Source organism: Rhodococcus sp. JCM 9793, from assembly GCF_055380405.1.
Genome location: NZ_AP043721.1, coordinates 2,341,862 through 2,360,548 on the forward strand (window position 1 = coordinate 2,341,862; position 18,687 = coordinate 2,360,548).

The window sequence follows — 18,687 nt, forward strand, 5'->3', positions numbered from 1 at the left end:
CGTGCCCAGAGCACGTCGAGGTCAGGCGCGTCGACGTCCGTATCGTGCCACTCCGGGTCAATTCACTCGTGTTCGAGCATCGCGCTCGCGTCGAGCCACCCGGGACCGAGTCGCAAGGAACCCACACGTGTCAGCTCCCACCCTGTCCCGACCTGCTACGTCCCGCACCGCTACTTCCCGACCCGCATCGCTCGCTTCGGCCTCCCGACGGGGTCAGGTGCGAGCGCGGATCGTCGCCCCCGACCTGCGGATCGCCGACGGCGCCGCGGGATCGGTGTTCCGTGTCGCGGCAGACCGCGGCCCCATCTCCCGCGATGTCATCGCCAAGGCCACCGGACTGAGTATCGCCACAGTCAATCGGCAGGTGACGGCGCTCCTCGCCGCCGGACTGCTGCGCGAACGCGCGGACCTCACCGAATCGGGCGCCATCGGCCGTCCGAGGATTCCGGTGGAGGCCGATCACGAGCAGTTCCTCACGGTCGGAATCCATATCGGTGCCGTCACCACCGGGATCGTCGCCGCCGACCTGCGCGGCCGGATCATCAGTGCGGTCGAGATCCCCACGCCCAGCGGGGACCAGGACCTCGCACTCGCCTCGATCACCGCCAGTGCCAAGGCTTTCGTCTCACGGTGGCACCGCCGCACTGCACTGTGGGCGGGTGTCGCGATCGGCGGGCGCGTCGACTCCGTGACCGGAATCGTCGACCATCCGAGGCTCGGCTGGTCGCAGGCCCGCGTCGGCGAGGCCGTGGGCATCGGCCTGCGTCTGCCGGTGTCGGTGGCGGCGCACGTCGAGGCGATGGCCGCGGCCGAACTCCTGCTGGCCCCGAACAAGGCTGCCGGAGACACGACCGGTGCCGGTCTCTACATCTACGCTCGCGAAACAGCAGGTATCGCCATCACATTCGACGGCAAGGTCCATACGCCGACGACCGGCCCCGGGTCGATCTCGCACCTACCCACGGGTTCGTCGGCGCAGTGCACCTGCGGCGGTACAGGATGCCTCGAAGCGACGATCAGCGACCGGGCGGTGCTCGCGCGTGCCCGCAGTGAAGGGGTGCTCACGGGCAGCGACCAGTCGATCCGGGCGCTGTACGGAGTGGCACGCGAAGGGTCGGAAGCGGCACGCGCCATCCTCGTCGACCGCGCGTCCACGCTCGGACGGACCGTTGCGATCCTCCGCGACCTGTTCAACCCCGACCGTGTGGTTCTCGGCGGACAGGCGTTCACCGAGTACCCGGAAGGAATCGCGTACGTGGCGAAAGCATTCGAGCGTGCATCCTCTTTGCCGCACAAGGATGTTCACATCACCGGATTCGGCAACCGGGTACAGGCTCACGCCGCGGGTGTGGTGTCGTTGAGTTCGCTGTATTCCGATCCGCTCGGTGTCATGCGGCGAGTCGCGGCATGAGGGTCGAATCGACCGACAATGAGGCCACCGCTACCGCGGTCCGTAGGAATCGAGCATCTCCTGCGGCAGCGGCTGCCCCATCACCACCTGCGACCCGTCCCACGTGTAGTCGATGACGGCGGGCCCACCCGACGGGCAGCAATTCGCGTCCTCCGGCGCGAGCCAGCGGTACTGCACCGACACCGTCGACCCGCCGGCGCCCACCACTCGGGTGTACGAGTAGGAATCCGAGGTGGCGGTACCGAGGTAGGTGTCGTCGTGGAAGAACAGCACGTGCGACGGTGAACTTGCCGTCCCGCCCGGTGTTTCCGCCATCAGCCACAGCAGCTGCCCGCAGGAATCGGTGACGTCGGAGTAGGCGCCCGCGATCCAGGGATTCCCGCCCGGCGTCGTATTGCCGAGGGAGGCAAGCGCGTCCGTGACCATAGGGGAGGCCGGGTCGAGGCAGGGGCCCGCATTCTCCTCCGGTGCCGGCGACGCTTCCGGTGCGGCGACCGGGGTGTCGTCGGGTACGGGGGAGGCCTGGGGCTGGGCTGTGCCCTCGGCCGGTGCAGGCACCGGGACGATCTCGGTTGCTCCGGACTCCGGTGTTCGCTCGGCGGGCTCGGGTTTCTGCAGTTGGTCGGCATCGGCGGGAGTCGTGATCGGTGCGGCAGTCGTCGTGGGGGCGGTCGTCGTGGTGTCGCTGCCACCGCACGCGGTGAGCAGGGCTGCGGCGGCAACGAGAGCGATCGATGCGCCGATTCGGCGGTTCGTCAACATCTCACCTTCCTTGAACGACACGGTGTCGTGGGTTCATGGAGATCGTCGTCGCCGCGCATGTATCCGTTAGCGACAGTTACGGATTCGTTACTGCTGCAAGGGGGATGCGTCCGTTGCGTCCGGTTTCGAACCGCGGCGGCGAAGTTCGGCCTGCGCTCGATCGAGGCCTCCGTGTTCGAGTGCGGCGAGCGCGGATTCGTCCTCCCACACCACGGTGCCCCGCGCCCGGACTGTCACGCGCAGTGTCCCGGCCAGGTGCTCGATCGACCCGGCCACGTTGCGGCGTTCCGCGGGAATCGGCACCGGCAGCACATGCGCACGCCCGAGTGGGGAGTTCCCCTCGATCTCGACGCTCCACCGCCGGTTGCCGCCGCGCAGTGACCACGATTCGTCGGTGACGTGGGCGCGGATCGGGGACGTCACCGGATTGCCGAGCCGGATGACGCGGCCACCGGGCAGTGCCACCACGACCGCGGTCACGGTCGTGCGCAGGGGCCCGGTGTGGATCTCGCCGCCGGCGAAGGCGACGCACGTCGACGGATCCTCGAATCCCTGCGCCTGCCCCCACCACCAGGAGTCAGGGAAACCGCCTCGTCCCCAATTCTTCTCGCCGTACACCTGGGCGCCGTCGAGCTCCCACACCTCATCGCCCAGAACGGCGCGACCCTCCGCGCGCCCGCCGAGCAGCCACGGATGCCAGTACTGATTCAATTCGGGAACCGACTGGAACACGCTCGAACCACCGAATCGGCGTCGCGGCCAGGGCAGGATCGGAGTGATGCGGACGTCGAGCTGTGCGTCGCGCCCGAGATCCATCTGCACGCGGTCCGCGCCGCCGCTGAAAGCGCTCCCGGCGAGGGCACCCAACCTGCCCGGATGTGCGGTGCCCTCCGGGTGCGCCTCGGTGCGGAGGAATCCGCCCGGATGCGCTGCCAGCCCGAGTGTCGCCCAGTTCCCGTCGGGAGCCCGGTTGATTCCGCACAGCGCGATGACCACCCGCCCGGAATCGGGCTGCGTGAACCTCCAGAAATATCCCTCCATCGCCCCGCCGTGCGCGGTGAGCAGATCACCGAACGGCGGGGTCGCACCACCTTCGCGGTAACGCCGGAGCAGGGACATCCCCTATCCCAGTCGTTCCGCGGCGGCAGCGATGTCCTCGAGGTCCTGTCGCATCGATTTCGCCGTCGCGCGCTTCACAAGTGGTCCGGTGAGCGTCATCAGCAGTTGCGCTGCGGCACCGAGGGGGCCGGAGTCGCCCGAGAATTCCATCGCCAGATCCGTCCCCGTCGAGGTGGGTGTGAGCTCGAAGACCGTCCGGTAGTGCGCGCGGCCGGATTCGGCCGTGACGACGGTGCGTTGCTCGGGCACGGACTCCGTCACCTGCAACTCCTCGGTCGCGGACTTGCCGAACATCACCCGCGTCTCGCGCCACCGGGTTCCGACCCGGTACTCGCCGTCGTCGAGGCGTTCGACGGCGGTGACGCCGCGGAGGACGTCCGCTGCGGCGTCGAGGTCGGTCAGGACCGCCCACACCGCGCTCGGCGGCGCAACGGTCGATCGGGTGACGGTGATTCGTTGTTCCACAGGTTCTCGCCTCTCGTAGGGCAGATCGGGTGATTCCCCGTTCACAATCGCAGCGACGTCTCCTGTAGGCCGGGCACTCCGCCGCGCCGCCGGAACCATTCGATTCCGAACGCGGCTCGCAACTGGTCCTCCGGCATTTCGAGCATCGGACCGAAATCGCCGATCTGAGACTCGTGGGCACGCATGGCCGCGACCTTCGCGGCGATGGTGCCTGTGACGTCGACCGCGGTGGTGAGTTCGGATTCGGGTAGGCCGAACGTGTCGAGGTCGGGCGGTTGTGCATCGCTCGTCACCTCGGGATTCGCAGCGAGCAGGCGACGCAGGTGATCGCGGTTCATGGCCGATTCGTAGACCGCGTCGTGTCCCGTCGCTTCTGCCGCCCGCACTCCGACGCGGTGGACCTGCACGTGATCGGGGTGGCCGTAGCCGCCGTTGGCGTCGTAGATGGTGACCGAGTCGGCGCGTTCGAACTCGATGATCGCGGCCAACCGGGCGGCCGCCGCGTCCACGTCCACATTCGCGAATGCCGCCGGGTTGGCGTTCTCCGGGGTCCCGGCCATCCCGGAATCCGGATATCCGAGCGGTACGAGTCGCGCTACCCCGAGCGCCGCCGCTGATCGTTCGAGCTCCCGCATCCGACGATCCGCGAGCAATTCACCCGCCCCCAGCAGCCCGGCCGGGTGTTCGCCGGCGGCGCCGTCCGTTGCGACGACGAGGACCACGCGGTGTCCGGCGTCGGCAGCGAGCCGCATGACTCCACCCGTCGTGAAGACCTCGTCGTCGGGGTGCGCGTGAAAGCAGACCAGAACGCTCATACGCTCGATGCTGGCACGGTACGGCAGCGCGCGGTACCGAGAGAGGAAATCCCACCGAGGTGTCCCAGCGACCGGGCGGTTCCTACCGCGAACTTTTCATCGCGCCGGGCTCGGTCGCGTTCTGTGCGGCGGGTTTCGTCGCGCGCTTGCCGATCGCCATGATCGGGATCGGCATCGTCACGATGTTCTCGCAGCTCCGCGGCGACTACGCGCTCGGCGGCGCACTGTCCGCGGTGTTCGCGCTGTCGTACGCGCTTCTGACGCCCCTGGTGTCGCGGGCCGTCGACCGGCTCGGTCAGTACCGTGTGTTGCCCGCGGCGGCCGCGATCAGTGCAGCCGCGACCCTCACGATGCTCCTGGGCGTGCGGTTCGAGTGGCCCGTGCCGCTGCTGTTCCTGTGTGCGATCCCGGCCGGCCTGATGCCGACGATCGGGGCGATGGTGCGCTCCCGCTGGAACCAGCTGTACGGCGGAACACCGCAATTACGCACCGCGTTCGCACTCGAAGCCGTGATCGACGAGATGTGCTTCATCGTCGGACCGGTGCTGTCCGTCGGACTCAGCATCGCCCTGTTCCCCGAGGCAGGCCCCTTGCTGGGCGCGATTCTGCTTCTCGTAGGCACCCTCGTTCTCGCCGGACTGCGCGGAACGGAGCCGCCGGTGCGGTCCCGCACGGCAGAGACGCCGAACGTCGACCTGCTGCGCTTGCCGGTGCTCGTGGCGCTGATCGCCGTCATGTTCGCGATGGGCGTGATCTTCGGGGTCATCGACGTCGTCGGGGTCGCGTTCACCGCGGAACACGGTGCTCCCGGCGCCGCGACCGTGGTGGTGGCGTTGTTCGCCTTCGCTTCGGCGATGAGCGGCATCGTCTTCGGCGCCCGGGTGACGACGTCGTCGTTGACCCGTCAGTTGCTGATCGCAACGGCGCTGGTCGCACTCCTGCTGTGGCCTCTGTTACTCGCCGGATCCGTACCCGTGCTTGCAGTGCTGTACCTGCTCGCCGGTTCGGCGATCTCGCCGACGATGATCGTCGCCACCTCGCTCACCCAGCAGATCGTGCCGTCCGGTCAGCTCACCGAGGCCATCACCTGGACCGTCGCAGGTCTCGGCGTGGGCGTGGCCGCAGGGTCCGCTCTCGTGGGGCAGGTCATCGACCGGGTCGACGCAGTCGCGGGATACGGAGTGGGTGTCGCGGCCGGGGTGATCGCGGTCGCGTGCGCGGCCGGGATCCACCTACGCGCGCGGCTACAGTGACCGCCATGACTGTGCGTGAAGTCCTCAGCAGTGATGGCACCCCGATCGTCTACCGCACGTTCGGGCCGGAATCTGCACGCCCGCTCGTCCTCCTGCACGGTTGGGCGCAGTCGTCGCGGTGCTGGGGCGACGGAGTTCTGGGCGATCTCGCTCGCACCTTCCGGGTGATCGCGGTGGATCTGCGCGGACACGGATACAGCGGGGTCCCGCAAGATGGCTACGACAACTCCGAGAACTGGGCGGCCGACGTGCACGCGGTGCTGGACGCCGAACACGCCGACAACGCGGTACTGCTCGGATGGTCCTACGGCGGCCTGGTGATCTGCGACTATCTCGCGGTGCACGGGTCGGCGAACGTGGCCGGTGTCGTGCTCGTCGGGGCCATCACGAGCATCGGACGCGGCGAGAAGGGTGGAAAGGTCGGCGCTGCGATGCGTGCCGCGATTCCCGCGGCAATGTCGGAGAAGCCGCGTGAGGCGATCGCGGCGCTCAGTTCGTTCGGTACCGCGTTGACCGGGCCGCCGGAAGGAAAGGGGGCGGTATCGCAGGCGCTGTTCGGGGCTTCCCTGAGCACCGCCCCGCACGTGCGGGGCGCCCTGTTCGACCGTGCTGCAGGCAACGACGACCTGCTTCGCGGCCTCGACATCCCGGTCCTGCTCCTGCACGGCACCGCGGATTCGGTGGTCGACATCTCCGCAGCGCGACATGCGGAGTCGCTGCTGCCCAACGCGTCGACCTCCTATTGGGACGGTGTCGATCACGGTCCGTTCGTCGAGGATCCTGCGCGGTTCGTGGTCGAGGTGACCAAGTTCGTCGAGTCGGTGGACGCATCGGCGGCGGGGACATAGGCAGGAGGTCGATTCCTCGCGAGAAGAACGGGCAAGGCAGTATGGAGGGGTGACGTCCCAGACCAGTCGCCCGCACCGCGTGGCCGTGATATCGGTTCACACCTCGCCGCTGGCGCAGCCCGGAACCGGTGACGCCGGTGGCATGAATGTGTACGTCCTGCAGACCGCGATCCAGCTGGCACGTCGCGGCGTGGAAGTGGAGATCTTCACGCGCGCGACGTCGTCGGCCGATCCGGCCGTGCAGCATGCCGCTCCCGGTGTTCTGGTTCGCAACATCGAAGCAGGACCGTTCGAAGGACTGGACAAACACGACCTGCCCACGCAGCTGTGCGCCTTCGCGGCGGGCGTGCTGCGTGAGGAGGCGCGGCATCCCCAGGGCTACTACGACCTGGTGCACTCGCACTATTGGCTGTCGGGTCAGGTCGGATGGCTTGCTCGGGATCGCTGGGGGGTGCCGCTGGTCCACACCGCACACACGCTCGCCGCAGTGAAGAACGCCTCGCTCGCAGCAGGCGACAAGCCCGAACCTGCCGCGCGGCAGATCGGGGAACAACAAGTGGTCGCGGAGTCGGACCGGATGGTCGCGAACACCACCGACGAGGCTGCCGCGCTCGAACGTATCTACGGCGCAGATCCGTCACGGATCGACGTCGTCGCACCGGGCGCGGATCTGTCGCGCTACCGCCCGGGCGACCGGGACGCCGCGCGGGCCGAGCTGGGGCTCGATCCCCGCGAGACCATCGTGACGTTCGTCGGCCGGATCCAACCGTTGAAGGCGCCCGATGTGCTGCTGCGCGCTGCAGCGAAGGCGATTGCCGATGCACCCGACGTTCCGCTGCGGGTGCTCGTCGTCGGCGGGCCGTCGGGGAGTGGTCTCGAACAGCCGGATTCGCTGATCGAACTCACCCGCGATCTCGGGATCGCCGCGCAGGTGACCTTCATGCCTCCGCAGCCGTCCGACCGTCTCGCTCAGGTGTATCGGGCCTCGGATCTTGTTGCTGTGCCGAGCTATTCGGAGTCCTTCGGGCTGGTGGCGATCGAAGCGCAGGCCTGCGGGACACCTGTTGTCGCCGCCGACGTCGGCGGGCTCGGTGTTGCGGTTCGGGGCGGCGAGACCGGTGTGCTCGTCGCCGGGCATCGCATCGATGATTGGGCGGCCGCGTTGGGATCGCTCGTGTCCGACCCGGGCAGGCTCGCCGCATATGCGGAGGCTGCGCCGAAGCATGCCGAGAACTTCTCGTGGGAGCACACCGCGGAGGGGCTGCTCGAGAGCTATCGGCGGGCGGGGATGCGCCGGAACCGCGCGTTCGGTTCGACGGAGCATTCGCTGCGCAGACAGCGCGGATTGTGGAAGTTGCGTCGTACGAGCGGAGTGAAGGCGTGAGCGAACGGCTGAGCGAACTGATCGAGGCGACGCTACGCGATCGGGAGTTGGAGTTCTCGCGTAAGGAGGGCGGCCACTTCGTGGTCGAACTGCCCGGCGAGAACAAGCTGAAGACCACCACTCTGCTGACGGTCGGCACGCACGGACTCCGCGTCGAGGCGTTCGTGTGCCGCAAGCCCGACGAGAACTTCGAAGGCGTCTACAAGTATCTGTTGCGGCGTAATCGCCGGCTGTACGGAGTGGCGTACACCCTCGACAAGATCGGCGACATCTATCTCGTCGGCCGGATCTCGGAGCACTCCGTCACCGCGGAGGAACTCGATGTCGTGCTCGGCCAGGTTCTCGAAGCCGCCGACTACGATTTCAACATCATTCTCGGAATCGGATTCATCACGTCGATCAAGCGCGAATGGGAGTGGCGCGTGTCACGAGGTGAATCGCTGCGTAATCTCGAGCCGTTCCGGCACCTCATCGAGCAGGAGACCGGAACCGATTTCGAACCGCCGAACGACGACGACAAATAACGTCACGCTTCGGGTTCAGTGAGTTTCGGACGCTTTGTTTCGTCCGATTTGCGAGGCCTTCATCAGGTTGTTTTGTGACCATTCCCACATTACGTGCGTGTAATTCATCGTTTCGATGTGCCTCTTTCGATCCCGCCACCTGGTCAAACCCCTGTTGATCAAGGTGTTTTCTGCACGAATGTGCCAATAAACAGGTCCGTGACCTTTTCGTGATTGGCATTTAGCGTTGTTACCGACCGACAACGAACAGGTCGTTACGCCGGACCCGCAGCCGCTGAATCTGCCCCGCGGAAAATCCGGATAAACCACACCCGAGGGGCAGTGCGAGACAAATCGAGTCGCCGACAATCGGCGATCGACATCCGACCGACATTTCGGCCCGGGTCCCGCAAAGCAGCCGAGAGGATTCATCAGACATGGCACAGTTCAACATCAAGCGCACCCTGGGTACCGTCGCAACTGCGGCCGCCCTCATCGTCACCCCCTTCGCCCTGGGGACCGGCACCGCGAGCGCAGCGTCCGGCAACTGGGATGCCGTCGCGCAGTGCGAGAGCGGCGGAAACTGGGCCATCAACACCGGTAACGGCTACTACGGTGGTCTCCAGTTCAGCCAGAGCACCTGGGAGGCCTACGGCGGCACCGGTGTCGCCAGCGGCGCTTCGAAGGCAGAGCAGATCCGCGTCGCCGAGAACGTCCTCGCCGGCCAGGGCGCCGGTGCGTGGCCGGTCTGCGGTCAGTACCTCTGATCCGACCGCACCTGCGGAATCCGTGACGTGTCCCGCGTGCATACCCATGCACGCGGGACACGCGCATCGTGACGGTCCCTCGGCCCGGTTACGCCAGCATGTGCGGTAGACCGGAGCGAAAGCGATCGGCGTCGATCTGCCTGAGCGGCTGCAGCTCGGGTGGCTCGTGCAGCGTGAACATCGCCGGAGCCGGTTCGGGGGAGTCGGCGGCGTCGAGCACTGCACTCACCGCGGCGCGGGCGGACTCGTTCGCCGACTCCATGGTCGCCAGATCGATGTCGGTCCGCACATAGTCTCCCGCCAGGAACAGGTTCGGGATCGAGGTGCGGGCATCGGGCCGATTCGCGTGTGATCCCATCGTGTTGATCAGCAGCGGAGTGTCGTTGGTGTTGCGACCCGTCGCGGCATTCCAGCGCACCCCGGGATCGATGAACCACGACACGAGATCCTCCTCGCGAAGGTTCTGCTCGCCGGTGTCGTCGAGACATGCTTTCATCTGGGCCCATGTCTCGCGAGAGATCTCCTCGGCCGTGCATTCCTTCGCGGTCTTGCCGTAGAGGATTCCGGGGGTGTCCCAATCGGAGATGTCGACCGAGAGGCAGTCGACCGCGCTGCCGTCGCCGTACCGGTCGGCGAACGATCCGCGCCAGAACTGTGCCTGGCTGATCGACGTGAGCGCCCACGGCGTTCCGAGATATGCCACGTGCCCGGCGGCGAGTTCGGTGGGCCTGCGCATGAAGTACTGGATGCCCACCATCCAATCGGTGACGAGGTTGCGCATGAGATCCAGGCGTGGTTCGGCGACGAGCATCTCGCGTGACCACAACGGCACCGCACGTTCGACGGGCATCGCGGCGACGAACCAGTCGGCGTCGACCTGTGCGCGGTTGCCTGCCGCATCCACGACGCGGACGCCACTGATCTTCCCACCGGACATGTCGAAGGATTCGGCAGCCCAACCCATTTCGAATCGAACTCCACGGTCTCGCAGTAACTGCGCCCACGGATCGATCCACGCTTCGTTGGTCGGTGCCGACAGCAGTCGATCGAGGTGTCCGTAGGACGGCACGACGCCCATCGCATTCCAGACGAATGCCTGGCCCATGATGCCGATCGTGCGGGTCGAGACCCTGTCGGGACGTGCGGCGACGAGCTGCCGGGTCAGTGCCGAGACCAGAATGTCGTGGTATCCCTTGGACTTTCCGTCGGCTTCCAATGTTTGTGACCAGGTCTGATGTTCCCACTCGTTGTCTCGGCGCTCGATGCTGCTGGTCAGGAACATCGTGAGCTTCCGGAGGAAGACGGACAGTTCGTGTGGCGGGATGGCGCCTCCGAGCGAGAATGCAGCGGCGAGTGATCGTTGCAGCGACTCGGCGTCGTACACGTCGAGTCGGTCGATCGAACTCGGTGCCGTCAGGTCCGGTCCGCCCGGTATCGACATGCGGAACGCCGGCCCGGAGACGAGGTTGTCGAACACTCCGTTCGGATTGTGCGGGAAGGGGATTCGACGCATCGTATCCGGAATGTGCTGATAGAAACCGGGGAAGAAGCGGAATCCGTGCTCGCCCGGAAGGTCGAGGCGACCACCGGCCGCGGTGCCGGGCGACGGCATGCTGCGGGCCTTGCCGCCGAGTGCGGTCGGTTCGTACACCGTCACGTCGAATCCACGCTCGATGAGTTCGTGCGCAGCCGTGAGACCGGCCATCCCGCCACCGAGGACCGCGACGCCGCGGCCGTTCGAGCGCAGTGCGGGAGACCGCGGAGCCGACTGGGAGTGTGGCCGGGCTCCGGCGGTACCGGGTAGTGCGGCTGCTGCCCCGAGAGCGCCGAACGCGGTCAGGACGGTACGTCTGGTCATGCGGAATTCGGTCACTTCATCCCCCGGTTCGCGATGGTCGCTTCGTGATGTCGGGCGGCGCCCGGCATATATGGCAACGCGTGTTGTCAGATATAGCGGACATTTGACGCGCCCGTGGGGGAATCGGCAACGCGATCGTGTCAGGATTGGAGCCATGAGTATCGGAACACTTGTTCTGCTCCGCCACGGCGAGAGCGAATGGAACGCGATGAACCTGTTCACCGGTTGGGTGGACGTGCACCTCACCGACAAGGGTGTCGCCGAGGGCAAGCGCGCAGGCGCCCTGCTCGCCGAGCAGAACGTCCTTCCCGATGTCCTCTACACCTCGCTGCTGCGTCGTGCGATCAGCACCGCGAACTTCGCTCTCGACGCCGCCGACCGTCACTGGATCCCGGTCGTGCGCGACTGGCGACTCAACGAACGTCACTACGGTGCTCTGCAGGGAAAGAACAAGGCCGAGATCAAGGACGAGTTCGGCGAGGAGCAGTTCATGCTCTGGCGTCGGAGCTACGACACCCCTCCGCCCGCGATCGAGCCCGGTACCAAGTACAGCCAGGACCAGGACGCGCGTTACGCGGACGTCGACGATGTGCCGCTGACCGAGTGCTTGAAAGACGTCGTCGATCGTCTGATCCCGTACTGGGAGGAGACCATCTCGAAGGACCTCCTGGCAGGTAGGACCGTGCTGGTCACCGCGCACGGCAACTCGCTGCGGGCACTGGTCAAGCACCTCGACGGGATCTCCGACGACGACATCGCCGGCCTGAACATCCCGACCGGCATCCCGCTGCGGTACGACCTCGACGAGAATCTGCGTCCGCTCAACCCCGGCGGAACCTACCTCGACCCCGAGGCTGCTGCGGCAGGTGCTGCTGCCGTCGCGAACCAGGGCGCCAAGTAGTTCGATCGGACAAACCGGACCCCGCGCGGCACGTCGTCGCGCGGGGTCCGGCAAACTTCGGGTGAACACCGAGCCAACCGTTGAAAAATGGCTCGTGACGTGCAGAGAGTGTTGGCGACCCGCTGTCGCTGCATGGTCGGGTGTCATTACGATTCGAATTGTGAATGTTCTGCAGGTCGTCCTGGTGGCTGTAGTCGCCGCAATCCTGGGCGCACTGCTCGCCGCCTCATGGTTGGGGTCCCGTCGTCGTCGAGACCGTCACGACGACGACGAGCTCACGATGGCGACCGTGCTGGACCGTGTCGTGTACGGCGCGTCCACCGGTATCGCCGTCGTCGACAAGTTCCACGACGTCATCCTCTACAACCCGCGCGCGGAGGAACTGGGCCTTGTCAGCCGCCGGCTCCTCGACGAACGCGCGTGGATCGCGGCAACCCGGGTTCTCGAGGACGACACCACCGTCGAGCTGGACCTCAGCCGGAAGATGCCGCACGGCCGCGACCGTGTCGCGGTGCGCTGCGTAGCCAAGAAACTGCTCGAGGACGATCCGCGGTTCGTGGTGCTCTACGCCTACGACGACTCCGAGCAGGTCCGTATGGAAGCCACACGCCGCGACTTCGTCGCCAACGTCAGCCACGAACTCAAGACACCGGTCGGGGCGATGGCGTTGCTCGCGGAGGCCCTGCTCGAATCCATCGACGACCCCGAAAGCGTGCGGCACTTCGGGCAACGGGTCCAGAGCGAAGCGACGCGGCTCGGCAACATGGTCACCGAGTTGATCGCGTTGTCGCGGCTCCAGGGTGCGGAGAAGCTCCCGGACCTCGAGGACGTCGACGTCGACACGGTGATCGAGGATGCTCTCGATCGCACCCGGCTCACCGCCGAGAACGCGAACATCGAGATCAACACCGATCGCGAGACCGGATACCAGATGCTCGGTGACCATCTTCTGCTGGTCACCGCGCTGACCAACCTCATCGAGAACGCGATCGCCTACTCCCCGCCGGGCAGCCCGGTGACGGTGAGCAGATCCATTCGTGACGGGTGTGTCGCGATCGCGGTCACCGATCGGGGAATCGGGATCGAGCGACAGGATCAGGAGCGTGTGTTCGAACGTTTCTTCCGCGTCGACAAAGCGCGGTCGCGGGCAACGGGAGGTACAGGCCTGGGTCTGGCGATCGTCAAGCACGTCGCCGCGAACCACCACGGCGACATCGTGCTGTGGAGCAAGCCGGGAACCGGGTCGACGTTCACCCTGCTCATCCCGGTTCATTTCGAGAAGAAGAACGACGACCCTGCCGCACCGCGGCACGATACGGCGGTCGGACAATGAGTCCGACCGGAACTGCACCCGCACTCGGGTGGCATTGGACCGAGAAGGCAACGGAGGACGCAACGGTGACGCGTGTGTTGATCGTGGAGGACGAGGAGTCGCTGGCGGATCCGCTCGCATTCCTGCTGCGCAAGGAGGGTTTCGAGACCACGATCGCGGGCGACGGACCCACGGCGCTTGCAGAGTTCGACCGGGGCGGGGCGGATATCGTCCTCCTCGACCTGATGCTGCCGGGGATGAGCGGCACCGACGTGTGCAAGCAGCTACGGAGCCGCTCGGGTGTGCCGGTCATCATGGTGACCGCGCGTGACAGCGAAATCGACAAGGTCGTCGGTCTCGAACTCGGTGCCGACGACTACGTCACCAAGCCGTACTCGGCGCGGGAGCTCATCGCCCGGATCCGCGCGGTCCTGCGGCGTGGCGCCGACCCGGACGTCGAGATCGGCCAGGACGACGCCGTGCTCGCGGCGGGTCCGGTGCGCATGGATGTCGATCGGCATGTGGTGCAGGTCAACGGCGAGGATGTCGCGCTCCCGCTCAAAGAGTTCGATCTGCTCGAGTACCTGCTGCGCAATTCGGGTCGAGTCCTGACTCGGGGGCAGCTCATCGACCGTGTGTGGGGAGCCGATTACGTCGGCGACACGAAGACGCTCGATGTCCACGTCAAGCGGCTGCGGTCGAAGATCGAGGCCGATCCCGCGAAGCCGCGGCACCTCGTGACGGTGCGGGGCCTGGGATACAAGCTGGAGGGCTGATACAAGCTGGAGGGCTGATACAAGCCGGAGGGCTGACGCGCGAGGCGCCCGGTTCCGGTAGCGCGCTACCGGAACCGCGCACGGGTCAGTGCTGGTGTTCGGACGCCACGGTCGCGGGATGGATCGCGATCAGTCCGAGACCCTCGCGCCGCCTGCACAGGCGGGCGAGTTCGTCGTATGCGGGCTTCCCGATGAGCTCGCGCAGTTCGGGTGCGTACGACTGCCACACCGGTCTCGTGCCGACATGCGCATCGGGGGAACCGGAGCAGTACCAATCGAGGTCGTGACCGCCTTCGCCCCAGCCGCGCCGGTCGTACTCCGTGATCGTGGTGCGCAGGATCTCGGTGCCGTCCGGTCGTTCCACCCAATCCTGGGTGCGGCGGATGGGGAGCTGCCAGCACACGTCAGGCTTCATCTCGAGCGGCTCGATACCGCGACGCAATGCCATCTTGTGCAGTGCGCAGCCCACACCGCCCTCGAAGCCCGGACGGTTCAGGAAGATGCATGCACCCTTGTGCCGGCGGGTGCGCAGCGCGGGTTCGTCCTCGAGTTCGTCCTCCTCGAGGTATCCCTTCTTTCCGAGACCCTTCTCCATGAATTGCCAGTCGTCGGAAGTGAGATGCTTCACTGCGCCGGCCAGCTTCTTCCGGTCGTCGCTGTCGGTCAGGAAGGCTCCGTGCGAGCAGCATCCGTCGTCGGGTCGCTCGGCGATGATGCCTTGGCATGCGGGTGTCCCGAACACGCAAGTCCACCGGGAGAGCAGCCAAGTCATGTCTGCGGTGATGATGTGTTCGGCGTTGTCGGGGTCGGCGAACTCGACCCACTCGCGTGGAAAGTCGAGAGAAACTTCTGGGGCCGGAACGATCTTGGGCTGAGCTCCGGACATACCTGCTGTCACAACCCCCGACGGTAGACCCAGTACCGTATTCATGTGCGCCTAGGGGTACTCGACGTCGGAAGCAACACCGTTCATCTGCTGGTGGTGGACGCCCATCGTGGCGGCCACCCCACACCCATGAGTTCGACCAAGGCAACCTTGCGGTTGTCCGAGAACATCGATGACGACGGGAACCTCACGGTGGCCGGTGCCGATCGGCTCGTGGAGACGGCAGGGGAGTTCGCCAGCATCGCCACGACCTCCGGGTGCGGTGAGCTCATGGCCTTCGCCACCTCCGCGGTCCGCGACGCCGGGAACTCGGAGGATGTCCTCGCCCGGGTCCGGAACGAGGCAGGGGTCAACCTCGACGTCCTGTCAGGCGTCGACGAGGCCCGACTGACGTTCCTGGCGGTGCGTCGCTGGTACGGGTGGAGCGCCGGCCGCATCCTCAATGTCGACATCGGTGGTGGCTCGCTCGAGCTGACCTTCGGCGGTGACGAGGACCCGGAATTGGCGTACTCACTGCAGCTCGGTGCCGGGCGTCTGACCCGCGACTGGTTCCGGGAGGACCCTCCCGGCAAGCGTCGTATCGCGGCGTTGCGCGACTGGCTCGATGCCGAGCTCGCGGAGCCGACGAAGCATCTGCGTCATGCCGGTGACCCCGACCTTTCCGTCGCGACTTCCAAGACGTTCCGCACACTGGCACGATTGACGGGTGCAGCGCCGTCGTCGGCGGGTATCCGTGTGCGACGAACGCTGACCGCGAGCGGCTTGAGGCAGCTGATCGCGTTCATCTCGCGAATGACGACGTCGGACCGTGCGGAGCTCGAAGGCGTGAGCTCGGATCGGTCCCAGCAGCTGGTAGCGGGTGCATTGGTGGCCGAAGCGAGCATGCGGGCGCTCGGGGTGGAAACCCTGGAGATCTGCCCGTGGGCGCTGCGTGAGGGTTTGATTCTTCGGAAGCTCGACACTGAGATGGGCGGGGAACTGGTGGTGGCATCCAAGTGACCGACAGTAAGGGCACGGATACCGGACAGATTTCGGTAGCGGAACTGCTCGCGCGGAACGGCAAGAAGGTGGGTTCGCGCAGCAGCAGCGGTGGTCGCCGACGTCGTGGCACCACCGGTGGGATCTCGGTTGCGGAACTGACCGGCGAGATTCCGATCACTCGGGTGCCTGCAGAACCGGAGCCGGCCGCGAAGTCGGAGCCCGGGAGTTCGCCCGTCGACGATCGCAGTCCGCAGGCGCCCGCGGTGGCGACGCCCAGGACCCCGAAGGTAGAACCGGCGGTTCCCGAGACCCCGCAGGTGGAGCCGGTCGTTCCCGAGACCCCCAAAGTTGCGATACCGACGTTGTCGACTCCTGCACCACCGTCCGCCAACGACCTGACGACGATCACCCCGAAGGGGGTCTACGCGGACGCGACGACCGTGACCCCCGCTGTCGTCGAGCCGGCCACCGTCAAGCCCGCCACGGTCAAGCCCCAGGCAGTGCGGAAGCCGGCTGCCGGAAGGCCGGACATCGCCAAGGCTGCGTTCGGCAAAGGCGCCGGGGAGGACCATCCGACCACGGTGTCGGACAGCGCCAAGGTCGAATCGCCGACCGAGATCATCCGACCGGAGGCCCTGCCGCGTCGAGCGAGGGCGCACCTGGGCAACGTGACCGGGTCCGTACCTGTGGTCCAGTCGGCGTCACCGACGCCGCGGGCAGCGGATGTTCCTGAGCCACGGTTGCTCTCCGGACCCGCAAGTGATCTTCAGGGAACCGGAGCAGACGACGACGGCGACGACACCGACACGATCGGTGTGACGAAGGACGAGGACGGCGGTAAGGGGACCTCGAAGAGCAAGCCCTTCTCGAAGAGCAAGGCCACCGCGGGCGGTAGGTCCGCGTCGAAGGACGAGGCCGGGTCGTCGAGTGCTTCGTCGAAGAGCAACTCCGGCAAGGGCAAGCCCGACACCACCGAGGACGACGGTGCCGGCAGGTCCGAGGGCGGCGTGAAGCAGTGGGTGCTGCTCATCGGCGAGAGCATCGCTGCGATCGTCGTCGGCGGCCTGTTGTTCAAGGGCTTCGAGAAGCTGTGGGACATGATGCCGTGGGTGGCGTTCGGCCTGGCGTTGCTGGTGATCGTCGGCCTCGTGGCGCTGGTGAGAGTTCTGCGCCGCACGGACGACATCACCAGCCAGCTGATCGCTGTCGGGGTGGGCGCGTTCGTGGCGTTCGGTCCGCTGCTGTTCCTACTACCCAACCGATGAGGCTGCGGTCATGGTGACAGCGCGGCGTATACCGGTGGGGTTGTCGACGGCCTCGGTGTATCCCGAGAACACGGAGGCAGCCTTCCGGTTCGCCGCCGACCTCGACTACGACGGGGTCGAACTCATGGTGTGGGCCGACCCCACGAGCCAAGATCCCGGTGCGGTTCAGCGGCTCGTGCGCAAGTACGGGATTCCCGTGCTCGCGGTGCACGTGCCATGCCTGCTCATCTCCCAGCGGGTCTGGGGCGCGGATCCGGTGGCGAAGCTCGCACGGTCGGTCGAGGCTGCCGAGATCCTCGGCGCGTCGACCGTGGTAGTGCATCCGCCCTTCCGGTGGCAGCGCAGATACGCCGAGGGTTTCGTCGAGCAGGTGAAGACCCTCGAGCAGGACAGTCACGTGTCGGTGTCGGTCGAGAACATGTATCCGATGCGTGCGGACGTGCTGTTCCGCGACCGTGGCGCCGACCGATTGCGGCGTCGTGGCGGCCCCGGGCCCGCGGTGTCGGCCTACAGCCCGTCGCTCGATCCCACCGACACAGGCTTCGATCACTACACCCTCGACCTGTCGCACACCGCCACCGCGGGGATGGATGCGCTCGCGCTCGCCGAACGGATGGGGGAGGGCCTCAACCACCTGCACCTCGCAGACGGTCGAGGGTCGTCGGTGGACGAACACATGATCCCGGGGGCAGGGGACCAGCCGTGCGCCGAGGTGTGCCGCCAACTCGCCGACAGCGACTTCGCGGGCCAGGTCGTGCTCGAAGTGAGTACACAGAGCGCGCGGACCAGATCCGAGCGGTCGGTGATGCTCGGTCGTGCGCTCTCGTTCGCACGAAAGCATCTCGATCGCCCAGCGCGGAGTGCGATCACTCCAGGTCCCGAGCATCCGCGCGCAGCGGGTGTCGCCCGAATCCCCGGCTCCGAGGCGCCCGCGTCAGAGGGCGCTGATTCCGGCAGCGAGAACCGCGACACCTGAGATCACGACGCCGACGGTCAGCGATGCGGCACCGAGCCACACCGATGCCATCATCCGGCTCGGTCGTGTGGGATTCACGCCCAGTACCGAGAGGAAGAACCCGGCCGGAATGAGGATCGCGGAGGCCAAGACGGCGATCGAACCGGCGGCCGCCCATCCCGGTGATACGCCGGTGACGTGGGTGGTCACGGCAACGAGGATCCCGAGCGTCACGAGGACTCCGGCGTGTGCATGGCCGGCGCGGAAGAACGACTTCTGAAGGTCGTTGGTGGGCACGCCGCCGTTCGCGACGCGCAGTAGAAAGGTTCCCCCGAAGGCGATACCTGCGACTGTCAGCAGGGTCGCTCCGAGAACGATGACCAGCACGGGATACATGGAATGGCCCTGTCTCTAGATTGGATAGTG

General features: G+C 66.7%; 18 protein-coding genes and 1 pseudogene. 12 read left to right on the plus strand and 7 right to left on the minus strand.

The features are described from left to right. Positions 1 to 127 precede the first annotated feature (127 nt). Complete coding sequence (locus ACZ46K_RS13040; RefSeq protein WP_464748618.1) at positions 128 to 1,411, plus strand: ROK family protein; 1,284 nt, start codon at positions 128 to 130, stop codon at positions 1,409 to 1,411. Between the two features lie 30 nt (positions 1,412 to 1,441). On the opposite strand, the gene ACZ46K_RS13045 is transcribed toward ACZ46K_RS13040, so the two are convergent. The 4 genes from ACZ46K_RS13045 to ACZ46K_RS13060 all read right to left on the minus strand — a co-directional run bounded on the left by ACZ46K_RS13045 (position 1,442) and on the right by ACZ46K_RS13060 (position 4,572). Beyond that, positions 1,442 to 2,173: an LppP/LprE family lipoprotein gene (locus ACZ46K_RS13045; RefSeq protein WP_464748620.1), complete on the minus strand. Its 732-nt coding sequence runs from the start codon at positions 2,171 to 2,173 to the stop codon at positions 1,442 to 1,444. 87 nt (positions 2,174 to 2,260) lie between these two features. Next, positions 2,261 to 3,292, minus strand: a complete 1,032-nt coding sequence (locus tag ACZ46K_RS13050; RefSeq protein WP_464748622.1) for a tocopherol cyclase family protein — start codon at positions 3,290 to 3,292, stop codon at positions 2,261 to 2,263. 3 nt (positions 3,293 to 3,295) lie between these two features. Continuing rightward, positions 3,296 to 3,757: an SRPBCC family protein gene (locus ACZ46K_RS13055; protein ID WP_054807004.1), complete on the minus strand. Its 462-nt coding sequence runs from the start codon at positions 3,755 to 3,757 to the stop codon at positions 3,296 to 3,298. A gap of 41 nt (positions 3,758 to 3,798) precedes the next feature. Next, the gene (locus ACZ46K_RS13060; RefSeq protein WP_464748624.1) at positions 3,799 to 4,572 is read right to left on the minus strand and encodes a PIG-L deacetylase family protein; all 774 of its coding nucleotides are present in this window, start codon (positions 4,570 to 4,572) and stop codon (positions 3,799 to 3,801) included. A gap of 59 nt (positions 4,573 to 4,631) precedes the next feature. Here ACZ46K_RS13060 and ACZ46K_RS13065 point away from each other — a divergent pair, with 59 nt between their 5' ends. From ACZ46K_RS13065 to ACZ46K_RS13085, 5 genes and pseudogenes are all read left to right on the plus strand, one after another. Next, complete coding sequence (locus ACZ46K_RS13065) at positions 4,632 to 5,825, plus strand: MFS transporter (protein WP_054807003.1); 1,194 nt, start codon at positions 4,632 to 4,634, stop codon at positions 5,823 to 5,825. Positions 5,826 to 5,830: 5 nt separating this feature from the next. Further along, the gene (locus ACZ46K_RS13070; protein ID WP_054807005.1) at positions 5,831 to 6,673 is read left to right on the plus strand and encodes an alpha/beta fold hydrolase; all 843 of its coding nucleotides are present in this window, start codon (positions 5,831 to 5,833) and stop codon (positions 6,671 to 6,673) included. Positions 6,674 to 6,722: 49 nt separating this feature from the next. Continuing rightward, positions 6,723 to 8,057: a D-inositol-3-phosphate glycosyltransferase gene (mshA, locus tag ACZ46K_RS13075; RefSeq protein ID WP_464748626.1), complete on the plus strand. Its 1,335-nt coding sequence runs from the start codon at positions 6,723 to 6,725 to the stop codon at positions 8,055 to 8,057. Further along, positions 8,054 to 8,581 carry a type III secretion system chaperone family protein gene (locus tag ACZ46K_RS13080; protein WP_464748628.1) on the plus strand — a complete coding sequence of 176 codons (528 nt, stop codon included), beginning with the start codon at positions 8,054 to 8,056 and terminating at the stop codon, positions 8,579 to 8,581. The genes mshA and ACZ46K_RS13080 overlap by 4 nt, the downstream gene beginning before the upstream one ends. Before the next feature lie 416 nt (positions 8,582 to 8,997). Continuing rightward, a pseudogene (locus ACZ46K_RS13085) lies at positions 8,998 to 9,324 on the plus strand (transglycosylase family protein); the annotation flags it as partial. A 91-nt stretch (positions 9,325 to 9,415) separates the two neighbouring features. On the opposite strand, the gene ACZ46K_RS13090 reads toward ACZ46K_RS13085, so the two are convergent. After that, complete coding sequence (locus ACZ46K_RS13090; protein ID WP_464748630.1) at positions 9,416 to 11,185, minus strand: hydroxysqualene dehydroxylase; 1,770 nt, start codon at positions 11,183 to 11,185, stop codon at positions 9,416 to 9,418. A gap of 145 nt (positions 11,186 to 11,330) precedes the next feature. On the opposite strand from ACZ46K_RS13090, the gene ACZ46K_RS13095 reads away from it, so the two are divergent. The 3 genes from ACZ46K_RS13095 to ACZ46K_RS13105 all read left to right on the plus strand — a co-directional run bounded on the left by ACZ46K_RS13095 (position 11,331) and on the right by ACZ46K_RS13105 (position 14,174). Continuing rightward, entirely contained in the window at positions 11,331 to 12,086 is a 756-nt protein-coding gene (locus ACZ46K_RS13095) for a phosphoglyceromutase (RefSeq protein WP_464749304.1), read from the plus strand. Between the two features lie 160 nt (positions 12,087 to 12,246). Then, positions 12,247 to 13,419, plus strand: a complete 1,173-nt coding sequence (locus ACZ46K_RS13100; RefSeq protein WP_464748632.1) for a sensor histidine kinase — start codon at positions 12,247 to 12,249, stop codon at positions 13,417 to 13,419. Positions 13,420 to 13,484: 65 nt separating this feature from the next. Continuing rightward, entirely contained in the window at positions 13,485 to 14,174 is a 690-nt protein-coding gene (locus tag ACZ46K_RS13105; protein ID WP_464749305.1) for a winged helix-turn-helix domain-containing protein, read from the plus strand. Positions 14,175 to 14,259: 85 nt separating this feature from the next. On the opposite strand, the gene ACZ46K_RS13110 is transcribed toward ACZ46K_RS13105, so the two are convergent. Next, the gene (locus tag ACZ46K_RS13110; protein WP_464749306.1) at positions 14,260 to 15,060 is read right to left on the minus strand and encodes a DUF3109 family protein; all 801 of its coding nucleotides are present in this window, start codon (positions 15,058 to 15,060) and stop codon (positions 14,260 to 14,262) included. A gap of 45 nt (positions 15,061 to 15,105) precedes the next feature. Between ACZ46K_RS13110 and ACZ46K_RS13115 the strand changes: the two genes are divergently transcribed. Genes ACZ46K_RS13115 through ACZ46K_RS13125 form a run of 3 tightly spaced genes read left to right on the plus strand, consistent with a single transcriptional unit; the run spans position 15,106 to position 18,282 of the window. Next, entirely contained in the window at positions 15,106 to 16,059 is a 954-nt protein-coding gene (locus ACZ46K_RS13115) for a Ppx/GppA family phosphatase (RefSeq protein ID WP_464748634.1), read from the plus strand. Continuing rightward, positions 16,056 to 17,306: a hypothetical protein gene (locus ACZ46K_RS13120; protein WP_464748636.1), complete on the plus strand. Its 1,251-nt coding sequence runs from the start codon at positions 16,056 to 16,058 to the stop codon at positions 17,304 to 17,306. Before ACZ46K_RS13115 ends, ACZ46K_RS13120 begins: the two co-directional genes overlap by 4 nt. Before the next feature lie 10 nt (positions 17,307 to 17,316). Continuing rightward, positions 17,317 to 18,282 (plus strand): sugar phosphate isomerase/epimerase family protein, encoded by a 966-nt coding sequence (locus tag ACZ46K_RS13125; protein WP_054810615.1) that lies wholly within the window; start codon positions 17,317 to 17,319, stop codon positions 18,280 to 18,282. Here the strand turns inward: ACZ46K_RS13125 and ACZ46K_RS13130 are convergent. Continuing rightward, positions 18,241 to 18,657 (minus strand): hypothetical protein, encoded by a 417-nt coding sequence (locus ACZ46K_RS13130; RefSeq protein ID WP_054810616.1) that lies wholly within the window; start codon positions 18,655 to 18,657, stop codon positions 18,241 to 18,243. The two genes, ACZ46K_RS13125 and ACZ46K_RS13130, sit on opposite strands and share 42 nt — an antisense overlap. Between the last annotated feature and the right edge of the window lie 30 nt (positions 18,658 to 18,687).